Annotated in this window: 19 protein-coding genes; 6 read left to right on the top strand and 13 right to left on the bottom strand. The window is 50.9% G+C overall.

What is annotated here, in order from left to right:
• Nucleotides 1-6: 6 nt before the first annotated feature.
• Both uxuA and uxaC read left to right on the top strand, forming a co-directional pair.
• Nucleotides 7-1,179: a mannonate dehydratase gene (gene uxuA / locus NGM62_RS10415; protein ID WP_262247755.1), complete on the top strand. Its 1,173-nt coding sequence runs from the start codon at nt 7-9 to the stop codon at nt 1,177-1,179.
• 14 nt (nt 1,180-1,193) lie between these two features.
• A complete protein-coding gene (gene uxaC, locus NGM62_RS10410) occupies nt 1,194-2,597 on the top strand; it encodes a glucuronate isomerase (RefSeq protein WP_262247753.1) in 1,404 nt (467 codons plus the stop codon).
• Here the strand turns inward: uxaC and hemL are convergent.
• The 4 genes from hemL to hemA form a co-directional block, all read right to left on the bottom strand.
• Nucleotides 2,592-3,977 (bottom strand): glutamate-1-semialdehyde 2,1-aminomutase, encoded by a 1,386-nt coding sequence (gene hemL, locus NGM62_RS10405; protein WP_262247751.1) that lies wholly within the window; start codon nt 3,975-3,977, stop codon nt 2,592-2,594. The two genes, uxaC and hemL, sit on opposite strands and share 6 nt — an antisense overlap.
• A gap of 140 nt (nt 3,978-4,117) precedes the next feature.
• Nucleotides 4,118-5,089, bottom strand: coding sequence for a porphobilinogen synthase (hemB, locus tag NGM62_RS10400; RefSeq protein WP_262247747.1), 972 nt, complete (start codon nt 5,087-5,089; stop codon nt 4,118-4,120).
• A gap of 90 nt (nt 5,090-5,179) precedes the next feature.
• Nucleotides 5,180-6,817: a hydroxymethylbilane synthase gene (gene hemC / locus NGM62_RS10395; protein ID WP_262247746.1), complete on the bottom strand. Its 1,638-nt coding sequence runs from the start codon at nt 6,815-6,817 to the stop codon at nt 5,180-5,182.
• A gap of 79 nt (nt 6,818-6,896) precedes the next feature.
• Nucleotides 6,897-8,138, bottom strand: a complete 1,242-nt coding sequence (gene hemA, locus NGM62_RS10390) for a glutamyl-tRNA reductase (RefSeq protein WP_262247745.1) — start codon at nt 8,136-8,138, stop codon at nt 6,897-6,899.
• Nucleotides 8,139-8,316: 178 nt separating this feature from the next.
• On the opposite strand from hemA, the gene NGM62_RS10385 reads away from it, so the two are divergent.
• On the top strand, nt 8,317-9,537 hold the full coding sequence (locus NGM62_RS10385) for a serine hydrolase domain-containing protein (protein WP_262247742.1): 1,221 nt from the start codon (nt 8,317-8,319) through the stop codon (nt 9,535-9,537).
• A 17-nt stretch (nt 9,538-9,554) separates the two neighbouring features.
• The gene (locus NGM62_RS10380; RefSeq protein ID WP_262247740.1) at nt 9,555-9,926 is read left to right on the top strand and encodes a CoA-binding protein; all 372 of its coding nucleotides are present in this window, start codon (nt 9,555-9,557) and stop codon (nt 9,924-9,926) included.
• A gap of 9 nt (nt 9,927-9,935) precedes the next feature.
• Here NGM62_RS10380 and NGM62_RS10375 read toward each other — a convergent pair whose 3' ends face one another.
• The 4 genes from NGM62_RS10375 to NGM62_RS10360 form a co-directional block, all read right to left on the bottom strand.
• Nucleotides 9,936-10,448 carry a GNAT family N-acetyltransferase gene (locus NGM62_RS10375; protein WP_262247738.1) on the bottom strand — a complete coding sequence of 171 codons (513 nt, stop codon included), beginning with the start codon at nt 10,446-10,448 and terminating at the stop codon, nt 9,936-9,938.
• A gap of 80 nt (nt 10,449-10,528) precedes the next feature.
• Complete coding sequence (locus NGM62_RS10370; protein ID WP_262247736.1) at nt 10,529-11,011, bottom strand: gliding motility lipoprotein GldH; 483 nt, start codon at nt 11,009-11,011, stop codon at nt 10,529-10,531.
• 3 nt (nt 11,012-11,014) lie between these two features.
• A complete protein-coding gene (locus tag NGM62_RS10365) occupies nt 11,015-12,352 on the bottom strand; it encodes a PSP1 domain-containing protein (protein WP_262247735.1) in 1,338 nt (445 codons plus the stop codon).
• Nucleotides 12,342-13,505, bottom strand: coding sequence for a DNA polymerase III subunit (locus NGM62_RS10360; RefSeq protein WP_262247734.1), 1,164 nt, complete (start codon nt 13,503-13,505; stop codon nt 12,342-12,344). The genes NGM62_RS10365 and NGM62_RS10360 overlap by 11 nt, the downstream gene beginning before the upstream one ends.
• A 202-nt stretch (nt 13,506-13,707) precedes the next feature.
• Here NGM62_RS10360 and NGM62_RS10355 point away from each other — a divergent pair, with 202 nt between their 5' ends.
• On the top strand, nt 13,708-13,953 hold the full coding sequence (locus NGM62_RS10355; protein WP_262247733.1) for a DUF6364 family protein: 246 nt from the start codon (nt 13,708-13,710) through the stop codon (nt 13,951-13,953).
• A gap of 295 nt (nt 13,954-14,248) precedes the next feature.
• Nucleotides 14,249-14,872: an LEA type 2 family protein gene (locus tag NGM62_RS10350; protein ID WP_262247731.1), complete on the top strand. Its 624-nt coding sequence runs from the start codon at nt 14,249-14,251 to the stop codon at nt 14,870-14,872.
• Here the strand turns inward: NGM62_RS10350 and rfbB are convergent.
• The 5 genes from rfbB to hemW all read right to left on the bottom strand — a co-directional run bounded on the left by rfbB (nt 14,869) and on the right by hemW (nt 19,830).
• Nucleotides 14,869-15,933: a dTDP-glucose 4,6-dehydratase gene (gene rfbB, locus NGM62_RS10345; protein ID WP_262247730.1), complete on the bottom strand. Its 1,065-nt coding sequence runs from the start codon at nt 15,931-15,933 to the stop codon at nt 14,869-14,871. The two genes, NGM62_RS10350 and rfbB, sit on opposite strands and share 4 nt — an antisense overlap.
• Nucleotides 15,930-16,511: a hypothetical protein gene (locus tag NGM62_RS10340; protein ID WP_262247728.1), complete on the bottom strand. Its 582-nt coding sequence runs from the start codon at nt 16,509-16,511 to the stop codon at nt 15,930-15,932. The genes rfbB and NGM62_RS10340 overlap by 4 nt, the downstream gene beginning before the upstream one ends.
• Nucleotides 16,512-16,521: 10 nt before the next feature.
• Complete coding sequence (galE, locus tag NGM62_RS10335) at nt 16,522-17,550, bottom strand: UDP-glucose 4-epimerase GalE (protein ID WP_262247725.1); 1,029 nt, start codon at nt 17,548-17,550, stop codon at nt 16,522-16,524.
• Complete coding sequence (locus NGM62_RS10330) at nt 17,551-18,534, bottom strand: UDP-glucuronic acid decarboxylase family protein (RefSeq protein ID WP_262247724.1); 984 nt, start codon at nt 18,532-18,534, stop codon at nt 17,551-17,553.
• Nucleotides 18,535-18,687: 153 nt separating this feature from the next.
• Nucleotides 18,688-19,830, bottom strand: a complete 1,143-nt coding sequence (hemW, locus tag NGM62_RS10325) for a radical SAM family heme chaperone HemW (RefSeq protein ID WP_262247723.1) — start codon at nt 19,828-19,830, stop codon at nt 18,688-18,690.
• Between the last annotated feature and the right edge of the window lie 86 nt (nt 19,831-19,916).

Raw genomic sequence — 19,916 nt, 5'->3', positions numbered from 1 at the left:
CAATATATGGAAATGGCAGAAAAACTTGAACAGGCATGGCGGTGGTATGGCCCCGCCGATACCGTTTCGTTGCAGGATATTAAACAGGCTGGCGCCACAGCAATCGTGACGGCGCTGCACGACATCCCCCACGGCGAGGTTTGGCCGTTAGAGGCTATACGCAGCCGTAAAGCTCTTATTGAAGCTGCCGGGTTGAAATGGGCCGTGGTGGAAAGTGTCCCGGTACATGAAGCAATCAAAACCCGGCGTACAGATGCACAGCATTATTTAGACAATTATAGGCAAACCCTGCGGAATGTGGCAGCAGCGGGCATCAAGACCGTTTGTTATAATTTCATGCCCGTATTGGATTGGACCCGTACCCAACTGGACCTGGAGATGGCAAATGGGGCCAAAGCCCTGTATTTCGACTGGAATGACTTGGCGGTATTCGACTTGTTTGTGTTGAAGCGGGAAGGTGCCGAACGTGATTATCCAGAAGAAATCTGTGCCGAAGCCCAAAAAAGGTTTGAAACATATACGCCGCAGGCGATTGAAAGGCTCAAAAACAATGTGCTGATGGGTGTTCCGGGCGAACGGAGCATTGAGTTGGACGAATTGCGGGAAAGTATCCGTGAGTATGCCGACATCGGCTTTGATGGACTGCGCAAAAACCTGATCTGGTTCCTATCGTCTATCGCAGATGTGTGTGAAGAAGAGGGCATACGGATGACGATACACCCAGATGATCCGCCCTACCCCATCCTCGGCCTGCCACGCATCGCCAGCAATAAGGATGATTTCTTATATATCATCAATTCGTTAGACCGACCCTTCAACGGGATATGTTTCTGTACGGGGTCGTTGGGTGCCGGTGCAGGCAACGATCTCCCGGATATTTTCGATGCCGTAAAATCACGTGTGTATTTTGCCCATCTACGTAATGTTAAAAAAGATCGGCAGGGCAATTTTTACGAGGCCGACCATCTGGATGGCGATGTCGATATGTACGCAGTGGTGCGGGCATTGGTGGCAGAAAACCAGCAACGTGCTGAAGCTATCCCCTTCCGGCCGGACCACGGGCACCAGATGCTGGATGATCTGGCCAAAACGACCGCCCCCGGCTATTCGGCTATTGGCCGCCTACGTGGATTGGCCGAACTCCGCGGTCTGGAACTCGGCATCGTTGGAAACAATTGAATAACCTCATAACTATGGCTTATTTTCTTCAAGATAATTTTTTGCTTCAATCAAAGCAAGCAGTACGGCTCTATCACGACTATGCAAAAGAGCTGCCCATCATCGACTACCACTCGCACCTCCCCCCGGATACTATCGCATCCGATAATCGGTTCGAAAATATCACCCGGATCTGGCTTGCCGGCGACCATTACAAATGGCGGGCCTTGCGGGTGCTGGGTACGGACGAGCGGTACATAACCGGCGACGCCACCGATCGGGAAAAGTTCCAGAAATGGGCAGCAGCGGTTCCTTACACACTACGTAACCCGCTGTACCACTGGACCCACATGGAACTCAAAAATCCTTTTGGCATCACCGAGTTGCTGGGGCCTGACAATGCCGACCGTATTTTCGATGCAGCGTCGGCACAATTACAAACACCGGGGTTCTCCCCCCGCGAACTGCTGCAGCATTTCGGAGTGAAGATGGTGGGGACAACCGACGACCCGGTAGACGATCTGCACCATCACCGGGCCATCAGCGAATCGGGGTTTGCAACAAAGGTTTTGCCGACATTCCGGCCAGACAAGGTGTTCCAGCTCAGTAAAGGCGACGATTACCGTCGTTATATCGAACAGTTGCAGGCCAGCAGCGGCATAGCCATTGTAGATCTGGATACGTTGTTGGATGCGCTATGGAACAGACTGTATTATTTCCATAGCCAAGGATGCCGCATCGCCGACCATGGCTTGAACTCCCTTCCTAGACAACTGGAAACAGCCGTTTCGCTAGACGACGTGTTCAAACAGGTACTGGCAGGCGATGACCGTTTAGCTGCCGAGCATGAAGAAGCTTTCACCTTCGTGGTATTATCCGAATTGTGCAAAGTGTACCACGATAAAGGATGGGTGCAGCAGTTTCACCTCGGTCCGCTCCGCAATACCAATAGCCGCAAATTACGTGAACTCGGCGCCGACACCGGGTATGACTCCATCGGTGATTTCCAGCAAGCACAAGCCATGCAGCATTTTTTCAATACCCTGGAAGAAGACGGACGCTTGGCCAAAACGGTAGTTTATAACCTCAACCCGGCCGACAATGCTGTTTTCGCAGCAATGATGGGTAATTTCCAAGCGGCCGGGGTAAAGGGTAAAATGCAGTTCGGGTCGGGCTGGTGGTTCCTGGATCAGTTGGATGGTATGACCCAACAGCTCAATACCCTATCGAATATCGGACTGGTGAGCTGTTTCGTTGGTATGTTAACCGATTCACGCAGTTTCCTGTCGTATTCGCGGCATGAATACTTCCGGCGGTTGCTTTGCAACCTGTTTGCCGAGGATATCAACAGGGGCCTGCTACCCGATGATATCGAGTGGACAGGCAAGGTGATACAGGATATCTGCTATTATAACGCCAAACAGTATTTCGGTTTATGATTTCGGGGCTGCCATAACCCGGAATACTTCATCCAAGCTTTCGAAAATCGCCCGCTTGGTTTTTTCCAGCTCCACCTTCGTATGCACTGCTGATACGAAGCCTACTTCGTATCCCGAGGGACCGAGGTATATACCGCGATTAAGCAACTCGCGGTGGAACGCTTTGTAGTAATCCATGCTACCGTGGTCAATGTCGCTTGCAGCGGCAATGCGTTCTTTGTCGGTAAATGCAAACCAAAAGATAGAACCGATGTGGAATACCTTGAATCGGTAGTTCTTCGCCGCGGCATACCGTTGGATAGCCGCTACAAACTCGGTCGTCTTCGTATGGAGGTTCTTATAAAAATTATTACCTTTAAGCACCGTCAATTGGGCAATCCCTGCCGCCATGGCTACCGGGTTGCCTGACAGGGTGCCAGCTTGGTAAACCGCCCCATCCGGCGAGATGTGACCCATTAGTGCCTTCGACGCACCGTAGGCACCTACGGGCATGCCGCCGCCGATAATCTTGCCATAGGTGATGATATCCGGGTGCACCTCGTAATAAGCAGCTGCACCCTCAAACCCAAGGCGGAACCCGGTGATGACCTCATCAAAAATAAGTAGCGCTTGGTGCTGGCGGGTGATATCCCGGAGAAAATGGATGTATTCCCGGTCCTGGATAAGCAAACCATTGTTTGCTGGTACGCCCTCGATGATTACCGCTGCAATCTGCCCCTCGAATTGTGCGAACGCAGTTTCCACAGCAGTCCGGTCATTCAGGGGGATAACGATGGTTTCGTCGGCAAATGCTTTAGGGACACCGGAAGAGGAGGTCTCACCGAAAGTCACCAGTCCGGAACCAGCCTTTACCAGCAACGAATCGGAGTGGCCGTGGTAACACCCTTCGAATTTGATTATTTTGTCGCGACCTGTGTAACCCCGGGCTAACCTGATGGCAGACATTACGGCCTCCGTACCGGAGCTGACAAACCGGATTTTTTCGATGTACCGGTTATGCTGGAGAATCAACTCTGCAAGCTGGTTTTCCAGCGCGGTAGGTGCACCGAAGCTGAGACCCTTTCCGAGAGCCTGGGTAACACCCTCACGGATTTTGGGGTGGTTATGGCCCAATATCAGCGGCCCCCAGGAACAACAGTAGTCGATGAACTGGTTGCCATCGGCATCCCACAGGTAACAACCGTCGCCCCGGTCGACAAATAGGGGGACGCCATATACCGATTTGAACGCCCGTACCGGCGAATTGACACCTCCGGGGAAGTATTGCTGCGCCCGCTCATAAAGTTCGGCCGATTTTTCTCGGGTAATATCGTTTTTTTTGCCAGACGGCGATTGAGGTTCGTCATTTCCGCCGAAGGCTTTCTTCAATGCATCTAACATCTTTATTAATTGTTAATGGTCAATTGTTAATGGTCAATGGTTAATTGTTAATTGTTAATTGTTAATTGTTAATTGTTAATTGTTAATGGTTAATTGTCAATTGTTAATTGTCAATGGTTAATCATCGATCATCAATCCTTTTAAAGCCATTTATTTTCCAGCACTTCCTTGGCATGGTATGTAAGTATCGCCGTGGCTCCGGCCCTGCGGATTCCCGTAAGGACTTCCATCGTGGCCCGGCGCTCATCGAGCCAACCGTTGCGCGCAGAAGCCTTAATCATGGCATACTCACCGCTCACATTATAAGCGGCAATCGGCATGTCAAAACCATCGTGGAGCAGCTTGATTACATCCAAATAAGCGAGGGCGGGCTTGACCATCAGGAAATCTGCCCCCTCCTGCGTATCCAACGCTGCTTCAATCAGTGCTTCACGCTGGTTTGACGGGTCCATTTGGTACGTTTTCTTATCGCCGTGCTTCGGCGCCGAGTTGAGCGCGTCGCGGAAGGGGCCGTAAAAAGCGCTGGCGTACTTGGCCGTATACGACATCAGCGACACGTTGGTATACCCGTTTTCGTCAAGCACATTGCGGATATGCCCAATCCGGCCGTCCATCATATCGGATGGAGCTACGATGTCGGCTCCGGCCCGCGCGTGTGCCAGTGCCATCTGGCCTAGGATAACGAGGGTCTCATCGTTAAGTATTTCGCCGTTTTCCACCACCCCATCGTGCCCATCGCTGCTATAGGGGTCCATCGCCACATCGGTAATCACGCATGCTTCGGGAAAATGCCGCTTTACCTCGGCGATAGCACGGAGGTAAAGGCTACCTTCCCTGGTACTTTCGGCCGCATACTTATCCTTGAGCGATTCGTCGATGTTCGGAAATAAATCAAATGCCCGGAGGCCCAGCTCCATGCATTGCTCCACTTCGCGCAGCAGGTTGTCGATGGTGTAGCGATAAATACCCGGCATCGACGCGACCTCCGTTTTGAGGTTATTTCCCTCGATAATGAATAAGGGGAAAATCAGGTTCGACGCAGTGATGTGCGTTTCCTGCACCATATCCCGTATCACCGCAGATTTGCGGTTCCTTCTAGGTCTTCTTAACATATTAAAATCATTACTGGACTACCGCGCAGTACGTTCATTACCGCCGGGAATCTGCTTGTATCTGTGTCTAATCTCAGTTGTTCACAATCCTTAATAATCCAATCCGAACACAGCTTCCGCAAGACCGATTTCATCGGGCGAATAGGGCAATGTATAGGATAGCCCGAGCTCTTCTATTCTTTTGCCCGTGGATCGGCCGATACAGATAATCTGCTGGCCGGGATCAACCAGGTTGTCCGCAAAATAAGCCTCTACATTTGATGGGCTGGTGAATACCAGCACATCAGCATTCGACTTGGACACGTCAGTATCGATTCGTGTTTGGTAAACCGGCAAATTGATGACCTTGGTATCGGCCGTAAGTGATTTCTGGATGGTTTCCAATGAATCTTTGGCCCGGGGGATAAGCACGGTGGTCCCGTCGGCTATTTTTGCAAACTCCGCGGCGATTTCCTCCATATTGATACCCAGCCTTTCGCCCGAAAAGTCGGGAGTATGGCCAAATTGTCTCAGCATCTCTTCAGAACCCCTGCCGATGACCGCAAATTTGGTACGCTTGCTCAACCGCGGTTGCAGTTTGAAGAAATTTTCAATGCCATTCTTACTGGCGAAAAATATCCAATCAACATATTTCAAGATATACGGATCGAGTTTATTGATCATCGGAAATATGCGGATGAGTGAACGACCATCTACCTTGATGCCGTGTTTGGCCATGGCACGGTAAAAATAGCTAGCTTCCGATACATCACGTGTAATGAATACATTTGCCGGTAGCTTTCTATCTTTATCAAATTTCGCAGCAATCCGCTCCGCGAGGCCCTCTGTGCTTTCAGAAGCAACATAAAGACGGTCTGGGAACTCTTCACTGTCGTCAGCTATTGAAGTCCATACCTCATATATTCCATCTTGTTTACGGCAGTAGCACCCCAGCGGTGCGTGACAGCCGGCATCAAAAAGATTCAGCACTTTGCGTTCCACGGCAATGGTTTCTGCCACGGCGCCATCATTTATGGCTTGCAGCACGTCTGCAAGCTGGGTGTCATTCTCTCGGATCTGTACGGCTAAAACTCCCTGTGCGGGGGCCGGTATAATTTCTACTGGCGGAAGCTCTTCCACGTGGAAGTCGCTGAGGTCAACGTTCACGCGGGTAATCCCCGCCTTTGCAAGCATGATTGCATCGAAATTCTCATCGCGGAGTTTCTGGACACGGCTCAACACGTTCCCGCGGAGGTCATCAAACTCCAGGTCCGGCCGCATCCCCAGTAACTGTGCCTTGCGCCGATTTGAAGAGGTACCCACGATAGCGTTGTGCTTGAGCACCAGGCGCTTCTTCGGGTCTACACAATCTTTATGGATAATGAGCAGCTCGGAAGGGTCTTCGCGGGCTGTCACCGCAGCAATGGTAAGGCCGGGAGGGTGCACCGTAGGGAGATCTTTATGCGAATGCACAGCAAGGTCTATGGTACCGTTGATGAGCTCCTCTTCCAATTCCTTGGTAAAAAAGCCCTTTCCTTCCAACTTGTCTAAACGTAGGTGTTGCACGATATCGCCCTGGGTCTTCACCACTTTGAGCGTTGCATTCACGCCAATCTCGGCCAATCGGTCTTTCACATAGTTGGCTTGCCATAAGGCCAATTCACTCCCACGGGTGCCGATAACGAGTGTACGGTCTACCATCTCTGTCGCTGTAGAAGCCGTTTTAGTCAGGGGTTCATCTGTTAGCATACACAAACTTAACGAATGTCGGGCGTTATCCGAACGGATAAATTAAAAGATTGCATGTTTCGGACACCAGGTGGTGGAGCTAATGGATATCCGAATGGTTTGTTTTGACCAGGATATCCTTAGCCATAACCATGGGCACCTTGATGTACTTTTTTTCCATATAGTCGATTACCTTTTCGAGCACTGCTCTCGAATTAGCATCCAGCGCACCGACCTCTGTGGCAAAGACCTCATTGAGTGCAAAAGAACGAATCTCCTTTACCTTCTCAGGTACCTCCCGCATAGCTAACTCCACACGGCGCTGTTTGAGGATGGGAAGGAATTCGCGAATGTTGTCGGCGATGATCTGCTCAGCATGAGCCAGCTCATCATAACGTTCCTGTAAATTCTTTGACGCGATGGCCTGTAGACTGCTTACCTCGATGTAGTGCACCGGATAGTCTTCTAATACTTCGGGATGAACATCGTTGGGAATCGCCAGATCAACGATTACCTTCCTATCTTTATCACCATTGAGAAGTGACCGGTATAGCTCCTTGTCGATAATCGCTTCGGGCGAACCCGTACAGGTTATCAGGATATCAAAGCCTTCCTTGTAATGTGGAAGTTCGCTCAACGGGTAGGCCTTTGCGTTTAATTCGGCACTCAGTGCCCGCGCGTTTTCGAGTGTACGGTTGAATACCGCAAAATTAGAAAACCGGTGTTTCAGGAGGTATTTGGCAATGTTTTGGTTGGTCTCTCCAGCACCCACGATCAGGATACGCGGGTTGTCTTCCAATTTAATTTCGCGCAGTTTCCGGTAGGCGAGTGAAACCACCGAAACCGGATTGCGGGAGATGCGCGTATGCGTATACACCTCTTTAGCCGTTTTCACGAGCCGGTCCATCACCATCCTCAGAAAATCACCCGTGAAGCCGCTCTGCCGGCAGCGCTCGTAAGCTTTACGCACCTGTGCCAGGATCTCCTTTTCACCCACCACCAAGCTTTCCAACGAGCACGACATCCGTAGCAAGTGGTTCAATGCCTCGAGACCCTCGTACGTGTTAACCTGATCCAAATAGCCTTCCAACTGGTCTGAGGGAACGCAGAAGTTGAGCTTGTGCATAAATTCCTTGATGAACGCCGGCTTCAACTCATGAGCACCATAAAACACGAACTCCACACGATTGCACGTACCGAGGTAAAAAACTTCAGGAATGTCAAGGCTATTCTTCAAGGTAATCAACCTGCTTTCCAACTCTTCATTGGAAATGACAAGGCTTCCTAAATCCTTAAGGTCCACGTGTTTGTGGGTAAATGCTATGACTTTAAGATTCTTCAAGGCTATACTATGCTCACTAATTTCGGAAACAAAAGTACAACATCTCACTCCCGACCTCTGTCAGAACTGTGTAAAACACAGATATTTAGAATGGTTATAAATAAATGCTCGCGACTTTCATTTCCAATGTTAAAATAGTTGCTATTGCAAGTTGATTGCAATACCTTAGCGGCCGTGTATGGAAGTTACTGTAAAACCGTTGTTCAAACATAGCCTTTTCTTTGTATTGCTAATTGCGTTTGCCGGCACATCCATGGTGTCGTGCACTTCTACTGAAAAGAAGCGGGCGAAAGCCGAGCGGAAGCAGCACGAACTCGACAGCCTGGCGTTGGTGTATGACCCCGCACAGGCCGACGGCCGTATCGATGCTTTCATGCAGCGGCTCCATAGCCGGTCGGGCTTCAACGGCAATGTATTGGTAGCGAAGCAGGGAAAGGTGCTCTACCAGAACACATTCGGCTGGGCGGACTACCTGATGAAAGATAGTTTGGCAATTACGTCCCAGTTTGAATTGGCCTCGGTATCGAAACCGCTTACGGCTACGGGTATACTCCGCCTGGTAGAGGAGGGTAAGATCCGGCTGGACCAAACGGTGGATGAGTTTTTCCCTGATTTTCCCTACCCGGATGTTACCATCAAGTTGCTGCTTACGCACCGGTCGGGACTTACGAACTACCTCTACTTTACAGACAAGAAAGAAATTTGGCCCGATCAGCGAAAGGGGATGTCCAATGCGGAGGTGATGGCACTGCTGGCGGCGCACAAACCGGCAAAATACGCTAACCCCGATGTGCGTTTTTTTTACAATAACACTAATTACATGGTCTTGGCCGCTATCATCGAGAAGGTCACGGGCCAGGATTTTGCCGTATACATGAAAGAAAACGTGTTTGCGCCTGCGGGTATGAAGCACACTGCTGTTTACTCCAAGGCTGTATATGAAAAGATACCTACGGGGGTGATTGGGCACGACAAAGTATGGCGCCGGTCGGTAGTACAGAATTTCCAGGACGGCCCCGTAGGCGATAAGGGGATATATAGTACCGTACAAGACCTATACCTTTTTGACCGGGCACTGCGCGATGGGCGCCTGCTTAAACCCGAGACGCTCGACTCGGCCTATGCTGGTTATAGCAAGCCCACGAAGAACGTGTTTAACTACGGTTTCGGCTGGCGTACTTATGAAACGGACAACCACCAGGTAGTGTACCACACGGGCTGGTGGCACGGTTTCAGGAACATTTATGTTAGAGACATCACCAAAGATATTACCATCGTGCTGCTGACCAACCTGGCCAACGGCAGCCTACTCCACCTGGATGAGCTCTACCACATCGTGGATATGCCGGTAATCCGGCAGGGGGCCTATTCTACTGAAGGGGAGTATATGGCAGAATAGCTGTACCTTTGCAAGGTATGGGTACAGAAAAAAAGAAGACATTGATTTTGGGCGCCACCACCAATCCGGCACGTTATGCCTACTTGGCCGCGCACCGGTTGGTTGACGCCGGGCATGAGATTGTCAATATCGGTATAAAAAAAGGAGCTTCGGCAGGTGTGGAAATACAGCGTGCAGCGGCCGCTTTACCTGATATTGACACGATCACCCTATACATTGGTCCACCGCGCCAACCCGAATACTACGACTATATCGTGGAAACGCGCCCTCGGCGCATCATCTTCAACCCCGGCACGGAAAACCCCGAACTGCAAGCTTTGGCAAAGGAACATGGTATCGAGACCGTGCAAGCCTGTACGCTGGTATTGTTGAGCACAGGGCAGTATTGATGTTTGTGGTCAACCGGTTGCCGGAAGCAGTTTCTCGAATGCCTTTCTAGGGTTTCCACGCAGGTACACCTCGCCACAGTACACGTATCCCATCGATTCAAAAATCCGCAACATCGCGGCATTATCGTAGTTTGTATCCGCTTTTATACTATATATGTTGTTGCTCACAGCGAATGCTTCGATATGCTCCATCATCTTCTTGGCTAATCCTTTCCTGAGGTGGTCTTTGGAAACAGCGATGCGGTGGAATACAACGAAATCACCGTCAGAAAGCCATTTTCCTTCGATATTGGCATACGCCGGTTCGTCGTTGATCATCACGGCACAATAGCCGGCAATAGTGCCACCATCGGCCAATACAAACCCCGATTCTTTATCGATATCGTTGCGTAAAACCTCTGGGTTGGGGTAGCCATCCTGCCATTGGTCGCTGCCATCCGCCTTCCGCAGGGCAATTGCCTGCTGGATAATTGTCCATATTTGGGCCAGGTCGTCGGGTCGTGCTTTTCTAAATGTACACATCTGTTGCTATGATTGCTGATTCCCCGACATGTACTCGATTACCTGGTCAGGGGACCGATAATTATACGCAGTTTCTACGGTTATTCGTTGGGCATCATCGGTTCAATACGTATACCCACATCGGTAATCTCGCGCAGTGGGTTTTCACGCATATTCTGCTCGATGATAAAATAATATTGTCCCGTATCCGGGAAGCGGACATTTTCGTCAATGAGCTGCTGGTAGGCATACATACTGCCGGTGCTACGGCCCAGCCAACGTCCATCAGGCTCGGCGAGAGGCAGCTCAATACGCGCGGTCGTATCGGCCATGGCCGGTCCCGACCGGTGTATCAATACGAATATGTTCGAATACCGATAGTCTGGTGTATGGCGTAAGTTCAAATAGATATTGTATGGACGCGTGTTATCGGTAATGTGCGCAATGAGCTCGGGCTGATTGTCGTAATACCACGTGTTGTCGGCAATGGCCATATTCTTATCGAGAACGGCCGTGTCGGTACACGATGCGGCCAATACCACCAAAGAAAGACTCAACTGCAAAACTGTGTGTCCGAGTCGCATAGTTTACTGGTTTGGTGTGGCTCCCGGTTGCTGCGGTCCACCCGGCTTCCCCCTGCGGTTATTACCGCGGAAACGCCGTTTTGATTTCTGCTTCGCTTCCGCATCGGGCGCATCACTCTTTCTGGGACCACCCTGCCCAGCAGCACGGGCTTTGCCCTCCGCTTTCGGCTCAGGCCGGATGCCGTCGGGCTTCCGCTTGCCCTTATTCCCCCGCCGTTTCTTCCGGTTGCGGTCATCCAGGCGGGTGAGGCTATCCTGTCCCACCACATTTTCGTAATCGTAGCTAACAGGTTTCTCTTCCACTACTTCTTCCAGCTCCACTGCGCCGATCTCTTCCGGTTTTATCCCTTCCTTATTCAGCTGGTTGATTTCCTTTACGCGGTCCGTTGTCAGTGGGATCCAGCTTTCTTCGCCGGGATAGCTAAACCACATCAGCTTTTTGAAAATATCCGTTTTCTGGAGGAATGCCGTTCCACGTTGTGTCTCTATCCGCTCGATGTTATTGGGGATATCCTTGAGCGCATCCATGTAGCTATCCAGTTCGTAGTTTAGGCAGCACTTGAGCTTGCCACACTGGCCGGCCAGCTTCAGGGTATTGAGCGACAGGTTTTGGTAACGTGCCGCCGAAGTGGATACGGTTTTGAAATCAGTGAGCCACGTAGAACAGCATAGCTCCCGCCCGCACGAACCGATCCCCCCCAGCCGGCTGGCTTCTTGCCGCATACCTATCTGGCGCATCTCGATGCGGATACGGAAAGCCTCCGCCATACGTTTGATGAGTTCACGGAAGTCGACGCGGCCATCGGCCGTATAATAAAACGTGGCCTTCGTCTTGTCGCCCTGATAGTCTACATCACTGATCTTCATCGATAAGCCGAGATCCAAGGCTAGCTTCCGTGCACGGTGCATGGTTTCCCATTCCAGGTCTTTCGCTGCCTGCCATTTTTTGATGTCAGCATCGGTTACCTTGCGGTATATCTTTTTGGTTACACTTTCGGGGGCTACTTTACTCTTTTTCAACTGCAAGCGTACCAGCTCGCCCGTTATCGATACGTGGCCGATATCATACCCTCCCGTATTGGGTTCAACCACGACCATCTCACCCATTTCGAGGTAGAGGTTCTCATGGTTTACATAAAATTCCTTCCGAGATCCTTTAAACCGGACCTCCACAATATCGAAAGGTTTATAGTTTGCTGGCATGTCCATATCGGCCAGCCAATCGTATACATTCAACTTATTACATCCGCTCGTGCCGCAGGTACCGTGATTTTCGCAACCTGCCGGTGGAGTACCACCGGTACCGCACCCGCCGCCGGATGAGCAACCGCTACATCCCATAATTATCGCTATATATAGAGTCCCGACTTGCCGGGAACGTTTGATACTTGTATATTAAAACGAGCTGCAAAGATAAATCTAAAAATAATAATTTCGGATTTGCATTGCGCTCAATATGATAGTACGCCTCTTCAAGCAGGCGAACCGTCTCTTCCACCTGCCTCAGTTGATAATGCCCGCCAAATTTCCTCACAAAGCCCAACTCCGCCTCCGGCAAGTGGATCAATTGCGACATATCGGCCTTAAACAGTACCGCCTGCCGCATCATATTAATGGCGTAAAGTAAGAAACTTTTTTGATTTTCACGGCCTAATTTAGACAATTCATCCTCACAAATCTTGATCACGTCTACGCCGGCATCCACCACGCAATACCGTAACCAGCGCACCATCACATCAAAATAGCCTTTATTATCTTCAGTCAATAAATCGATGGCCTGTTGCAGGTTTCCATTGCTGATGAAAGCAATCTCTGCCGCTTGTTGTTCATTTACACGGTAGGCATCGGCCAAATAACGGCTCACGCTTTCGTTGTCCAGCCGGTTTATCTTTACCAGCTGGGTGCGCGATATGATCGTATTCAATATCTTATCCGAATTTTCAGCTACTAAGAGAAACAACGTGTTCGCCGGGGGCTCCTCGATGAGTTTCAACAAGGCATTGCCTTGCGTATCCAAATACTCGGGCAGCCACATAATCAGCACCTTGTACTTCGCCTCAAACGCCTTTAGACTCAGCTTCTTGATAATGTGGTGGGCTTCAGCAATATTGATGTTAGCCTGTTTGTTTTCGGCTTCCAACTGGTCGCGCCAATACCCCATCCCCATGTATGGGTTGCTTAAGAATGCTTTGCGCCACGTGTCGGCGAAGGTAGCCGCGGTATCTTCCTTATGCTTCGCAAAAAAGGGATAGGACAGGTGGAGGTCGGGATGGATGAGCTTGTTGTATTTACGGCACGAAGGACATTCGCCACAGCTATCGTTAGGTTGACGGTTCTCGCAATTGAGGTATTGGGCGTAGGCCACCGCCAGTGGCAAACTGCCGCACCCTTCCGGGCCAAGGAAAAGCTGCGCATGGCTTACCCGGTTTTCGTGCACCGTGTTGAGCAAGTTCTTTTTGACCTCCTCCTGGCCAACGATTTCCTTAAATAACATGCCTTCTCTACTGTATTTGTGTCGTCATAATACCGGCACCATCCATGCCTCGAATCCGATTTTCCAAAGGTACGTAAAAGGTAGGGAATGCTTGATGGTTAAGGCTTCGAAAAATTGACTGAGCTGACACGTGACTTTTAACTCAGAAGAATTTGTACATCACGCAACTATTCTTCAATTTAACACGTATAGCAACGCGGACATGAACAACAAACTAACGTTGAATTTAAATAAGCACATCATTGAAAGTGCAAAAGAGTATGCGAAAAACCATAAGGTTAGCTTATCGCAACTCATCGAAAACTATATAAGTTCCCTGACAAAAAGGGAAGAAAAAGACACGAAGGTAAGTGCATTGGTGGAGAGCCTGACCGGTGTAATTCCAAATGAAGAGGAAACAGATTACAGAAAGGACTACCACGCGTATTTGAACCAAAAATACTCCTAGTGGACAAGCTTTTCATCGATACAAACATCGTTACAGACGTTATCATTACCCGGAACAAAAAAGATTTCAGGCAAAAAGAAATGCCCGTGTTAACCGCCAAAGAATACCTGAGCCGAAAATAAAAAACCATTCTGGCTTAACCCGTGCCAATTTATAGCGGTATAACGAAAGGAATATGTCATGAAAACAATGAAGCGGCATTCCGGATATTACCGGAAGTTCGCCATTATGGACAATCCGTCGGATAAATCAGGCAAAAAAGTAAGTTTGGCCCCAATGTTGTGCGTGCAGCTTTATGAGAATTATCGTGTTAATTGCAGGGATGGCACTCCTGCTAGCCGGCTGTGGTGTAGACCGCCAAGCGAAAGCCCTGCGGGCACTTGAAAAGTGCCAATACACATTTGTATCGGCCGATAGCGTGTACCTTGCCGGCACAGACATCAACAAACTCGTTGCAAACGGACGGGTGGATATCAGCCGCCTTCCCGGAGTGGCCCTGGGCTTCCTTAATCGCGACATCCCCCTATCGGGAATCTTGAATCTACGTGTCACCAACCCCACCAACAATCTCGCGGGCATCCAACAATTTGCTTATAAGATTGCGGTGGAGGGCCGGGAAGTACTGGAAGGCACCTCAGATCTCCCCATCGAAGTACCGGCAGGCGAGACGGTCGTTGTGCCCGTGAAACTGCAAACCAATGTATATCAGTTCCTCTCCGACCGGCAAACGCTCCAAAAACTGCTCGCTTTCATCCAAAGCGCACGCGATGGGGCTACCGACGAAAAGGTGAATCTCACGTTCAGCATCAAGCCCACCCTTGCGCTGGGCAACAAGCAGCTCAACTATCCCGGTTATATAGCCATCGATAAGCAAGTAGATGCTGCATTCCTCCTGAAGGCCGGATTGATTCCCCGTTAGCGCTTCGTATATTGCTCTTCGTAGTATTGCTGGTAGTGCCCCGATGTGACATCGTTAAGCCAATCTTCATTGGCTAAGTACCAGTCCACCGTTTTTTCGAGGCCTTCCTCAAATTGCAAGCTGGGCTCCCAGCCCAAATCACGCTGCAGCTTGCTTGCATCGATGGCGTAGCGCAGGTCATGCCCGGCCCGATCTTTGACAAACGTGATAAGCTTGGCCGATTCGCCTTCAGCCCTACCTAATTTCCGGTCAAGGATACGGCATAGGAGCTGTATCAAATCGATATTCGTCCACTCATTATGCCCGCCGATGTTGTAGGTTTCACCCGAAGCAGCCCGATGGAAAATGACGTCGATGGCCCGCGCATGGTCTTCCACCCACAGCCAATCGCGCACATTCTCACCTTTGCCGTAAACCGGCACCGGCCTGTTATTCCTGATATTGTTGATGGCCAGCGGAATCAGTTTTTCCGGGAAATGGTGTGACCCGTAATTGTTAGAGCAGTTTGAGATAACGATGTCCAATCCGTACGTGTCGTGATACGCCCGCACAAAATGGTCTGATGACGCTTTGGAGGCTGAGTACGGCGAATGGGGATCGTAGCGGGTTTCCTCGGTAAACATCCCCGTATCCCCCAGCGCACCATACACTTCGTCGGTAGACACATGATAGAAACGGTGCTTGTCGTACGCCCCTTGCCATTGTCCGCGGGCTGCATTCAACAGGTTCACCGTACCCACCACGTTGGTGATGACGAACTCATTCGGGCTACTGATCGACCGGTCCACGTGCGATTCGGCCGCCAAATGGATAACCGCGTCGGGCTTTTCTGTTGTAAATAGCTCGGTGATGAATGCAGCATCGGTGATGTCTCCCTTCACGAATCGGTAATTGGACTCCGTTTCGATATCCTTGAGATTAGCCAGATTACCCGCATAGGTAAGCTTATCCAGGTTAATGATTTCATAGTGTGGGTAGGTGGTTACCAACCTACGTACCACATGTGAGCCAATAAACCCGGCTCCACCGGTTACAATGATCTTCTTTGTTGGATTACTCATACTTCATTAGGTAAGCCCTGTGCTTCCATATAGGGTTCCATGCCCGATTGGTACGCAAAGGCCAATGCATCATTTAATTCGTCTCTAAACTCAAACTGCAGATCCTCATGCAGCTTATCATATTTCCCGAGGATGTACTTGAGCCGACCCGTCTGGTAATTCAGCAGCCGGTCATTCCATCTGTATAAATGCCGCTCAAACAGCTGGCCAAAGTGGGTAAAGCTCTGGGATACCAGGAACAGCCGGCATCGTACTTCACTCATTTTATCTTTCGTAATGGCAGCATGCTCATTGATCAGCCCGCTTCCGTATTTCAGCTCCCCCATGAGGCTGTCCGCGTTGCGGGATTGGTTGGTATTCGGGATATACCCTGCCACCCGGTCGATCAGCTGCTGCAGTTTCCCGAGCAGCACCTCGGTACGTTCATCCAGATCGCTCTCGTCTTCCAGCAATTGGAAATGCAGCTGTTTGACCAGCATGGGATCCTTATTAATCAACCGCACCAACAGCCTATCTTTCTGCGCCTGCGGGAGGTCGAGGATAGCTTTTTTGAGTGCCGGTTGTTGATTAAGTTTCATTTACCCCCTATTACGTCAGCGGATTATCTTTCAGGTACTGCTCCCACTTCCATGCCGACCGCATCATATCGGCGATTCCCAGCTCCGCTTTCCACCCCAGTTCGGCAGTCGATTTGGAGACATCGCCCCATACCTGCTCCACATCGCCGGCACGGCGCGGCCCGATCCGGTAGTCGAGCTTCACGCCGGTTGCCTCCTCAAACGCGCGGATTACCTCCAATACGGAGTTGCCCCGGCCGGTACCGATGTTGAATACATCATAGTTGCCGTTCGGGTTGCCCCGCTCCAGCAGTTTTATGGCAGCCACATGTGCCTTGGCGAGGTCTACCACATGGATGTAATCGCGGATAGCCGACCCATCCGGCGTATTGTAATCGTCGCCGAATACGGTAATCGGTCCCCGCTTGCCGATAGCGCTCTGCGTGATGAATGGCACCAGGTTTTGCGGTACCCCCAAAGGAAGCTCACCGATCAATGCCGTATCGTGCGCCCCAACAGGGTTGAAATACCGGAGCGATATCACCTGGTAATTGCCAGCGGCGGCGGCAGTTTCCGAGAGGATCTCCTCGGCAATCTGCTTGGTATTGCCGTACGGCGATTCGGCTTTCTTCACCGGCGCAGCCTCCGTTACCGGCAGCTCGTCGGGCTGGCCATATACCGTGCAGCTTGACGAGAATACAAAGTTTACCGGTTTGTCGCGGTATGCATTGAGCAGGTTGATCAGCGAGAAAAAGTTGTTGTGGTAGTATTTGAGCGGCTGTTGCACGGACTCGCCCACGGCCTTATAAGCCGCAAAATGGATAATGCCGGTAATATCAGGCTGCGCGGCCACAAACCGGCGCACAGCAACGTCATCGCACAGGTCAAAATTGTGGAACTCGGGCTTCACACCTGTAATTTTCGCAATCTGGTCCAGCACACCGATGTTGGAGTTCGACAGGTTATCGACCACCACCGGCGTATAGCCGGCATGCTGCAGTTCGACCACCGTGTGCGACCCGATATAACCTGTACCGCCCGTTACCAATATCTTGCTCATTTATTTTTTATTATAATATGTGAAATCCTTGTGTTTTATCTCTTTATCAGGCAGGGACCTGAAGTAGTCGTAGGTAATCCGCAATCCTTCGGCACGGCCTATCCTAGGCTCCCAGCCCAGCAGTTCCTTGGCCTTTGTGATGTCGGGCCGCCGCTGTTTCGGGTCATCCACGGGCAGATCGCGGTACACCAGCTGCTGCGTGGTGCCGGTGAGTTTGATGATTTCCTCCCCGAACTGTTTGATGGTAATCTCATCGGGGTTGCCGATGTTGACGGGGTGGGGATAATCGCTATGCAATAGGCGGTAGATCCCTTCCACCTGGTCGTCTACGTAGCAGAACGACCGTGTTTGGGAACCGTCGCCGAACACGGTGAGGTCTTCGCCGCGCAAAGCCTGCCCGATGAAGGCCGGCAGCACCCGCCCATCGTTGAGCCGCATGCGCGGGCCGTAGGTGTTGAAAATACGCACGATACGCGTTTCCAGGCCGTGGAAGGTATGATAAGCCATGGTAATGGCCTCCTGGAAGCGCTTCGCTTCGTCATACACCCCGCGTGGCCCCACAGGGTTCACATTGCCCCAATACGTTTCGGGCTGCGGGCTCACGGTAGGGTCGCCATATACCTCCGAGGTGGAGGCCACCAGGATGCGGGCACCCTTGGCCCGGGCCAGGCCCAGCAGATGGTGCGTACCCAGCGAGCCTACTTTGAGTGTCTGTATCGGGATTTTCAGGTAATCGATCGGGCTGGCTGGCGAAGCAAAATGTAGGATGTAATCCAGCTTGCCCGGCACGTGCACGAACGTGGACACGTCGTGGTTGTAAAATTCGAAATGCTCCAGCTTAAAGAGGTGTTCGATGTTGCGGAGGTCGCCTGTAATCAGGTTGTCCATGCCGATGACATGGTAATCCTCCTTGATGAAGCGGTCGCACAGGTGTGAACCCAAGAAGCCCGCCGCACCGGTGATGAGTATGCGTTTTCTCGACATATTATTGATAGCGTAACCGACTAGGAGCCAGTTTTAATGTATTTGAGGCGAATATAAGGATAATCGCAAAGATGCAAGCATAACAATGCCTTGCAACAAAAAATTATCGCTCGTTCGTCTCATTTTGTCGCGTTTCAACGACAAGCTATCCGCTCATGCTTCTTGATCAACGAACAATTCGGCTGCGATATGGTCGGCAAACAATTTCCCTTTTCTGGTGAGGGTAACCACCGGCCCTTCGAGCATGATGTCGCCATTTGATACGAATTGGGGCAACACAGCATCAAGTGTTTGTCGGTAATGGCTGCCAAATCTCCTTTCTACAACGCCCAGATCAAGCCCCCAGATTGTCCGCAAAGCAGTCATGATGTACTCGTTGAGTCTGTCGGGCGTAGTCAGCTCTTCCTTTTCGTAAGGCACGGTATCTGTTTGTATCGCCCTCATATAATGCGCATTGTTACGCACATTCCATTGGCGCGATCGGCCGTCAAACGAATGTGCCGACGGGCCTATACCGATGTAGGGCACCCCTTTCCAGTAGTTACTGTTGTGGCGGGCAACGTTCCCCGGTCTGGCGAAGTTAGAAATTTCGTAGTGGATGAACCCCGCGGCCGTTAATGTATCCATCAATTGGTTGAATTGGGTCGCGGCCTGCCCTTCATCCATCGGCAATTGCTTGCCTTTACGGATGAATGCCGCAAGCGCCGTACGCGGTTCGACGGTCATGCCATAGGCGGAAATATGGGGAATACCTGTTTCCACCAGACGACCGATATTGGATTGCCACTTATCATCGGACAAGAGCGGGTACCCATAGATCAGATCGGCCGTTATGTTGGCGTAACCTGCATCTTGAATCCGTTGGATAGCGCTGTGGGCTTCGGCAGCGCTGTGGGCCCGATTCATCCATCGCAGGTCTTCTTCAAAAAAAGACTGGATACCGATACTGAACCGGTTGATTAGCGTGGCCCGCAGCTCCTTTACATAAGCGTCGCTTAGATCGTCGGGGTTCGCTTCGATGGTGACCTCGGCGTCAGGGCAGATATCAAAATGAATGCCCACTGCATCGATTAACCGATTGATGTCCGTGGCGGCCAGCAACGACGGTGTCCCGCCACCGAAATAGATGGTTTCGATGGTGGCATCCTGACCAACGAGGTAACCTGATTGCAACGCCACCTCGCGGCATAGGGCTGCCACCATGTCATCGCGGTACTTCAGCGATGTACTGAAGTGGAAATCGCAATAGTGGCATGCCTGCTTGCAAAAGGGTATATGGAAATAGATACCGGCCATGCTGCAAAGGTAATGTTGTTTCGCAACTATTCCCTTCTCACGGCAGGGATTTCGCTTTTAAAGTTTTAGCACCTTTTCACGGTATT

It is taken from the genome of Parapedobacter soli, assembly GCF_025460835.1.
Lineage (GTDB): Bacteria > Bacteroidota > Bacteroidia > Sphingobacteriales > Sphingobacteriaceae > Parapedobacter > Parapedobacter soli.
This window is presented reverse-complemented; position numbering and strand designations above follow the sequence as displayed.

Excerpts from the sequence above, each read along its gene's own strand:
- uxuA (WP_262247755.1), top strand. The coding sequence starts at position 7 with ATGGAAATGGCAGAAAAACTTGAACAGGCATGGCGGTGGTATGGCCCC.
- uxaC (WP_262247753.1), top strand. The coding sequence starts at position 1,194 with ATGGCTTATTTTCTTCAAGATAATTTTTTGCTTCAATCAAAGCAAGCA.
- hemL (WP_262247751.1), bottom strand. The coding sequence starts at position 3,977 with ATGTTAGATGCATTGAAGAAAGCCTTCGGCGGAAATGACGAACCTCAA.
- hemB (WP_262247747.1), bottom strand. The coding sequence starts at position 5,089 with ATGTTAAGAAGACCTAGAAGGAACCGCAAATCTGCGGTGATACGGGAT.
- hemC (WP_262247746.1), bottom strand. The coding sequence starts at position 6,817 with ATGCTAACAGATGAACCCCTGACTAAAACGGCTTCTACAGCGACAGAG.
- NGM62_RS10385 (WP_262247742.1), top strand. The coding sequence starts at position 8,317 with ATGGAAGTTACTGTAAAACCGTTGTTCAAACATAGCCTTTTCTTTGTA.
- NGM62_RS10380 (WP_262247740.1), top strand. The coding sequence starts at position 9,555 with ATGGGTACAGAAAAAAAGAAGACATTGATTTTGGGCGCCACCACCAAT.
- NGM62_RS10375 (WP_262247738.1), bottom strand. The coding sequence starts at position 10,448 with ATGTGTACATTTAGAAAAGCACGACCCGACGACCTGGCCCAAATATGG.
- NGM62_RS10370 (WP_262247736.1), bottom strand. The coding sequence starts at position 11,011 with ATGCGACTCGGACACACAGTTTTGCAGTTGAGTCTTTCTTTGGTGGTA.
- NGM62_RS10365 (WP_262247735.1), bottom strand. The coding sequence starts at position 12,352 with ATGGGATGTAGCGGTTGCTCATCCGGCGGCGGGTGCGGTACCGGTGGT.
- NGM62_RS10360 (WP_262247734.1), bottom strand. The coding sequence starts at position 13,505 with ATGTTATTTAAGGAAATCGTTGGCCAGGAGGAGGTCAAAAAGAACTTG.
- NGM62_RS10355 (WP_262247733.1), top strand. The coding sequence starts at position 13,708 with ATGAACAACAAACTAACGTTGAATTTAAATAAGCACATCATTGAAAGT.
- NGM62_RS10350 (WP_262247731.1), top strand. The coding sequence starts at position 14,249 with ATGAGAATTATCGTGTTAATTGCAGGGATGGCACTCCTGCTAGCCGGC.
- rfbB (WP_262247730.1), bottom strand. The coding sequence starts at position 15,933 with ATGAGTAATCCAACAAAGAAGATCATTGTAACCGGTGGAGCCGGGTTT.
- NGM62_RS10340 (WP_262247728.1), bottom strand. The coding sequence starts at position 16,511 with ATGAAACTTAATCAACAACCGGCACTCAAAAAAGCTATCCTCGACCTC.
- galE (WP_262247725.1), bottom strand. The coding sequence starts at position 17,550 with ATGAGCAAGATATTGGTAACGGGCGGTACAGGTTATATCGGGTCGCAC.
- NGM62_RS10330 (WP_262247724.1), bottom strand. The coding sequence starts at position 18,534 with ATGTCGAGAAAACGCATACTCATCACCGGTGCGGCGGGCTTCTTGGGT.
- hemW (WP_262247723.1), bottom strand. The coding sequence starts at position 19,830 with ATGGCCGGTATCTATTTCCATATACCCTTTTGCAAGCAGGCATGCCAC.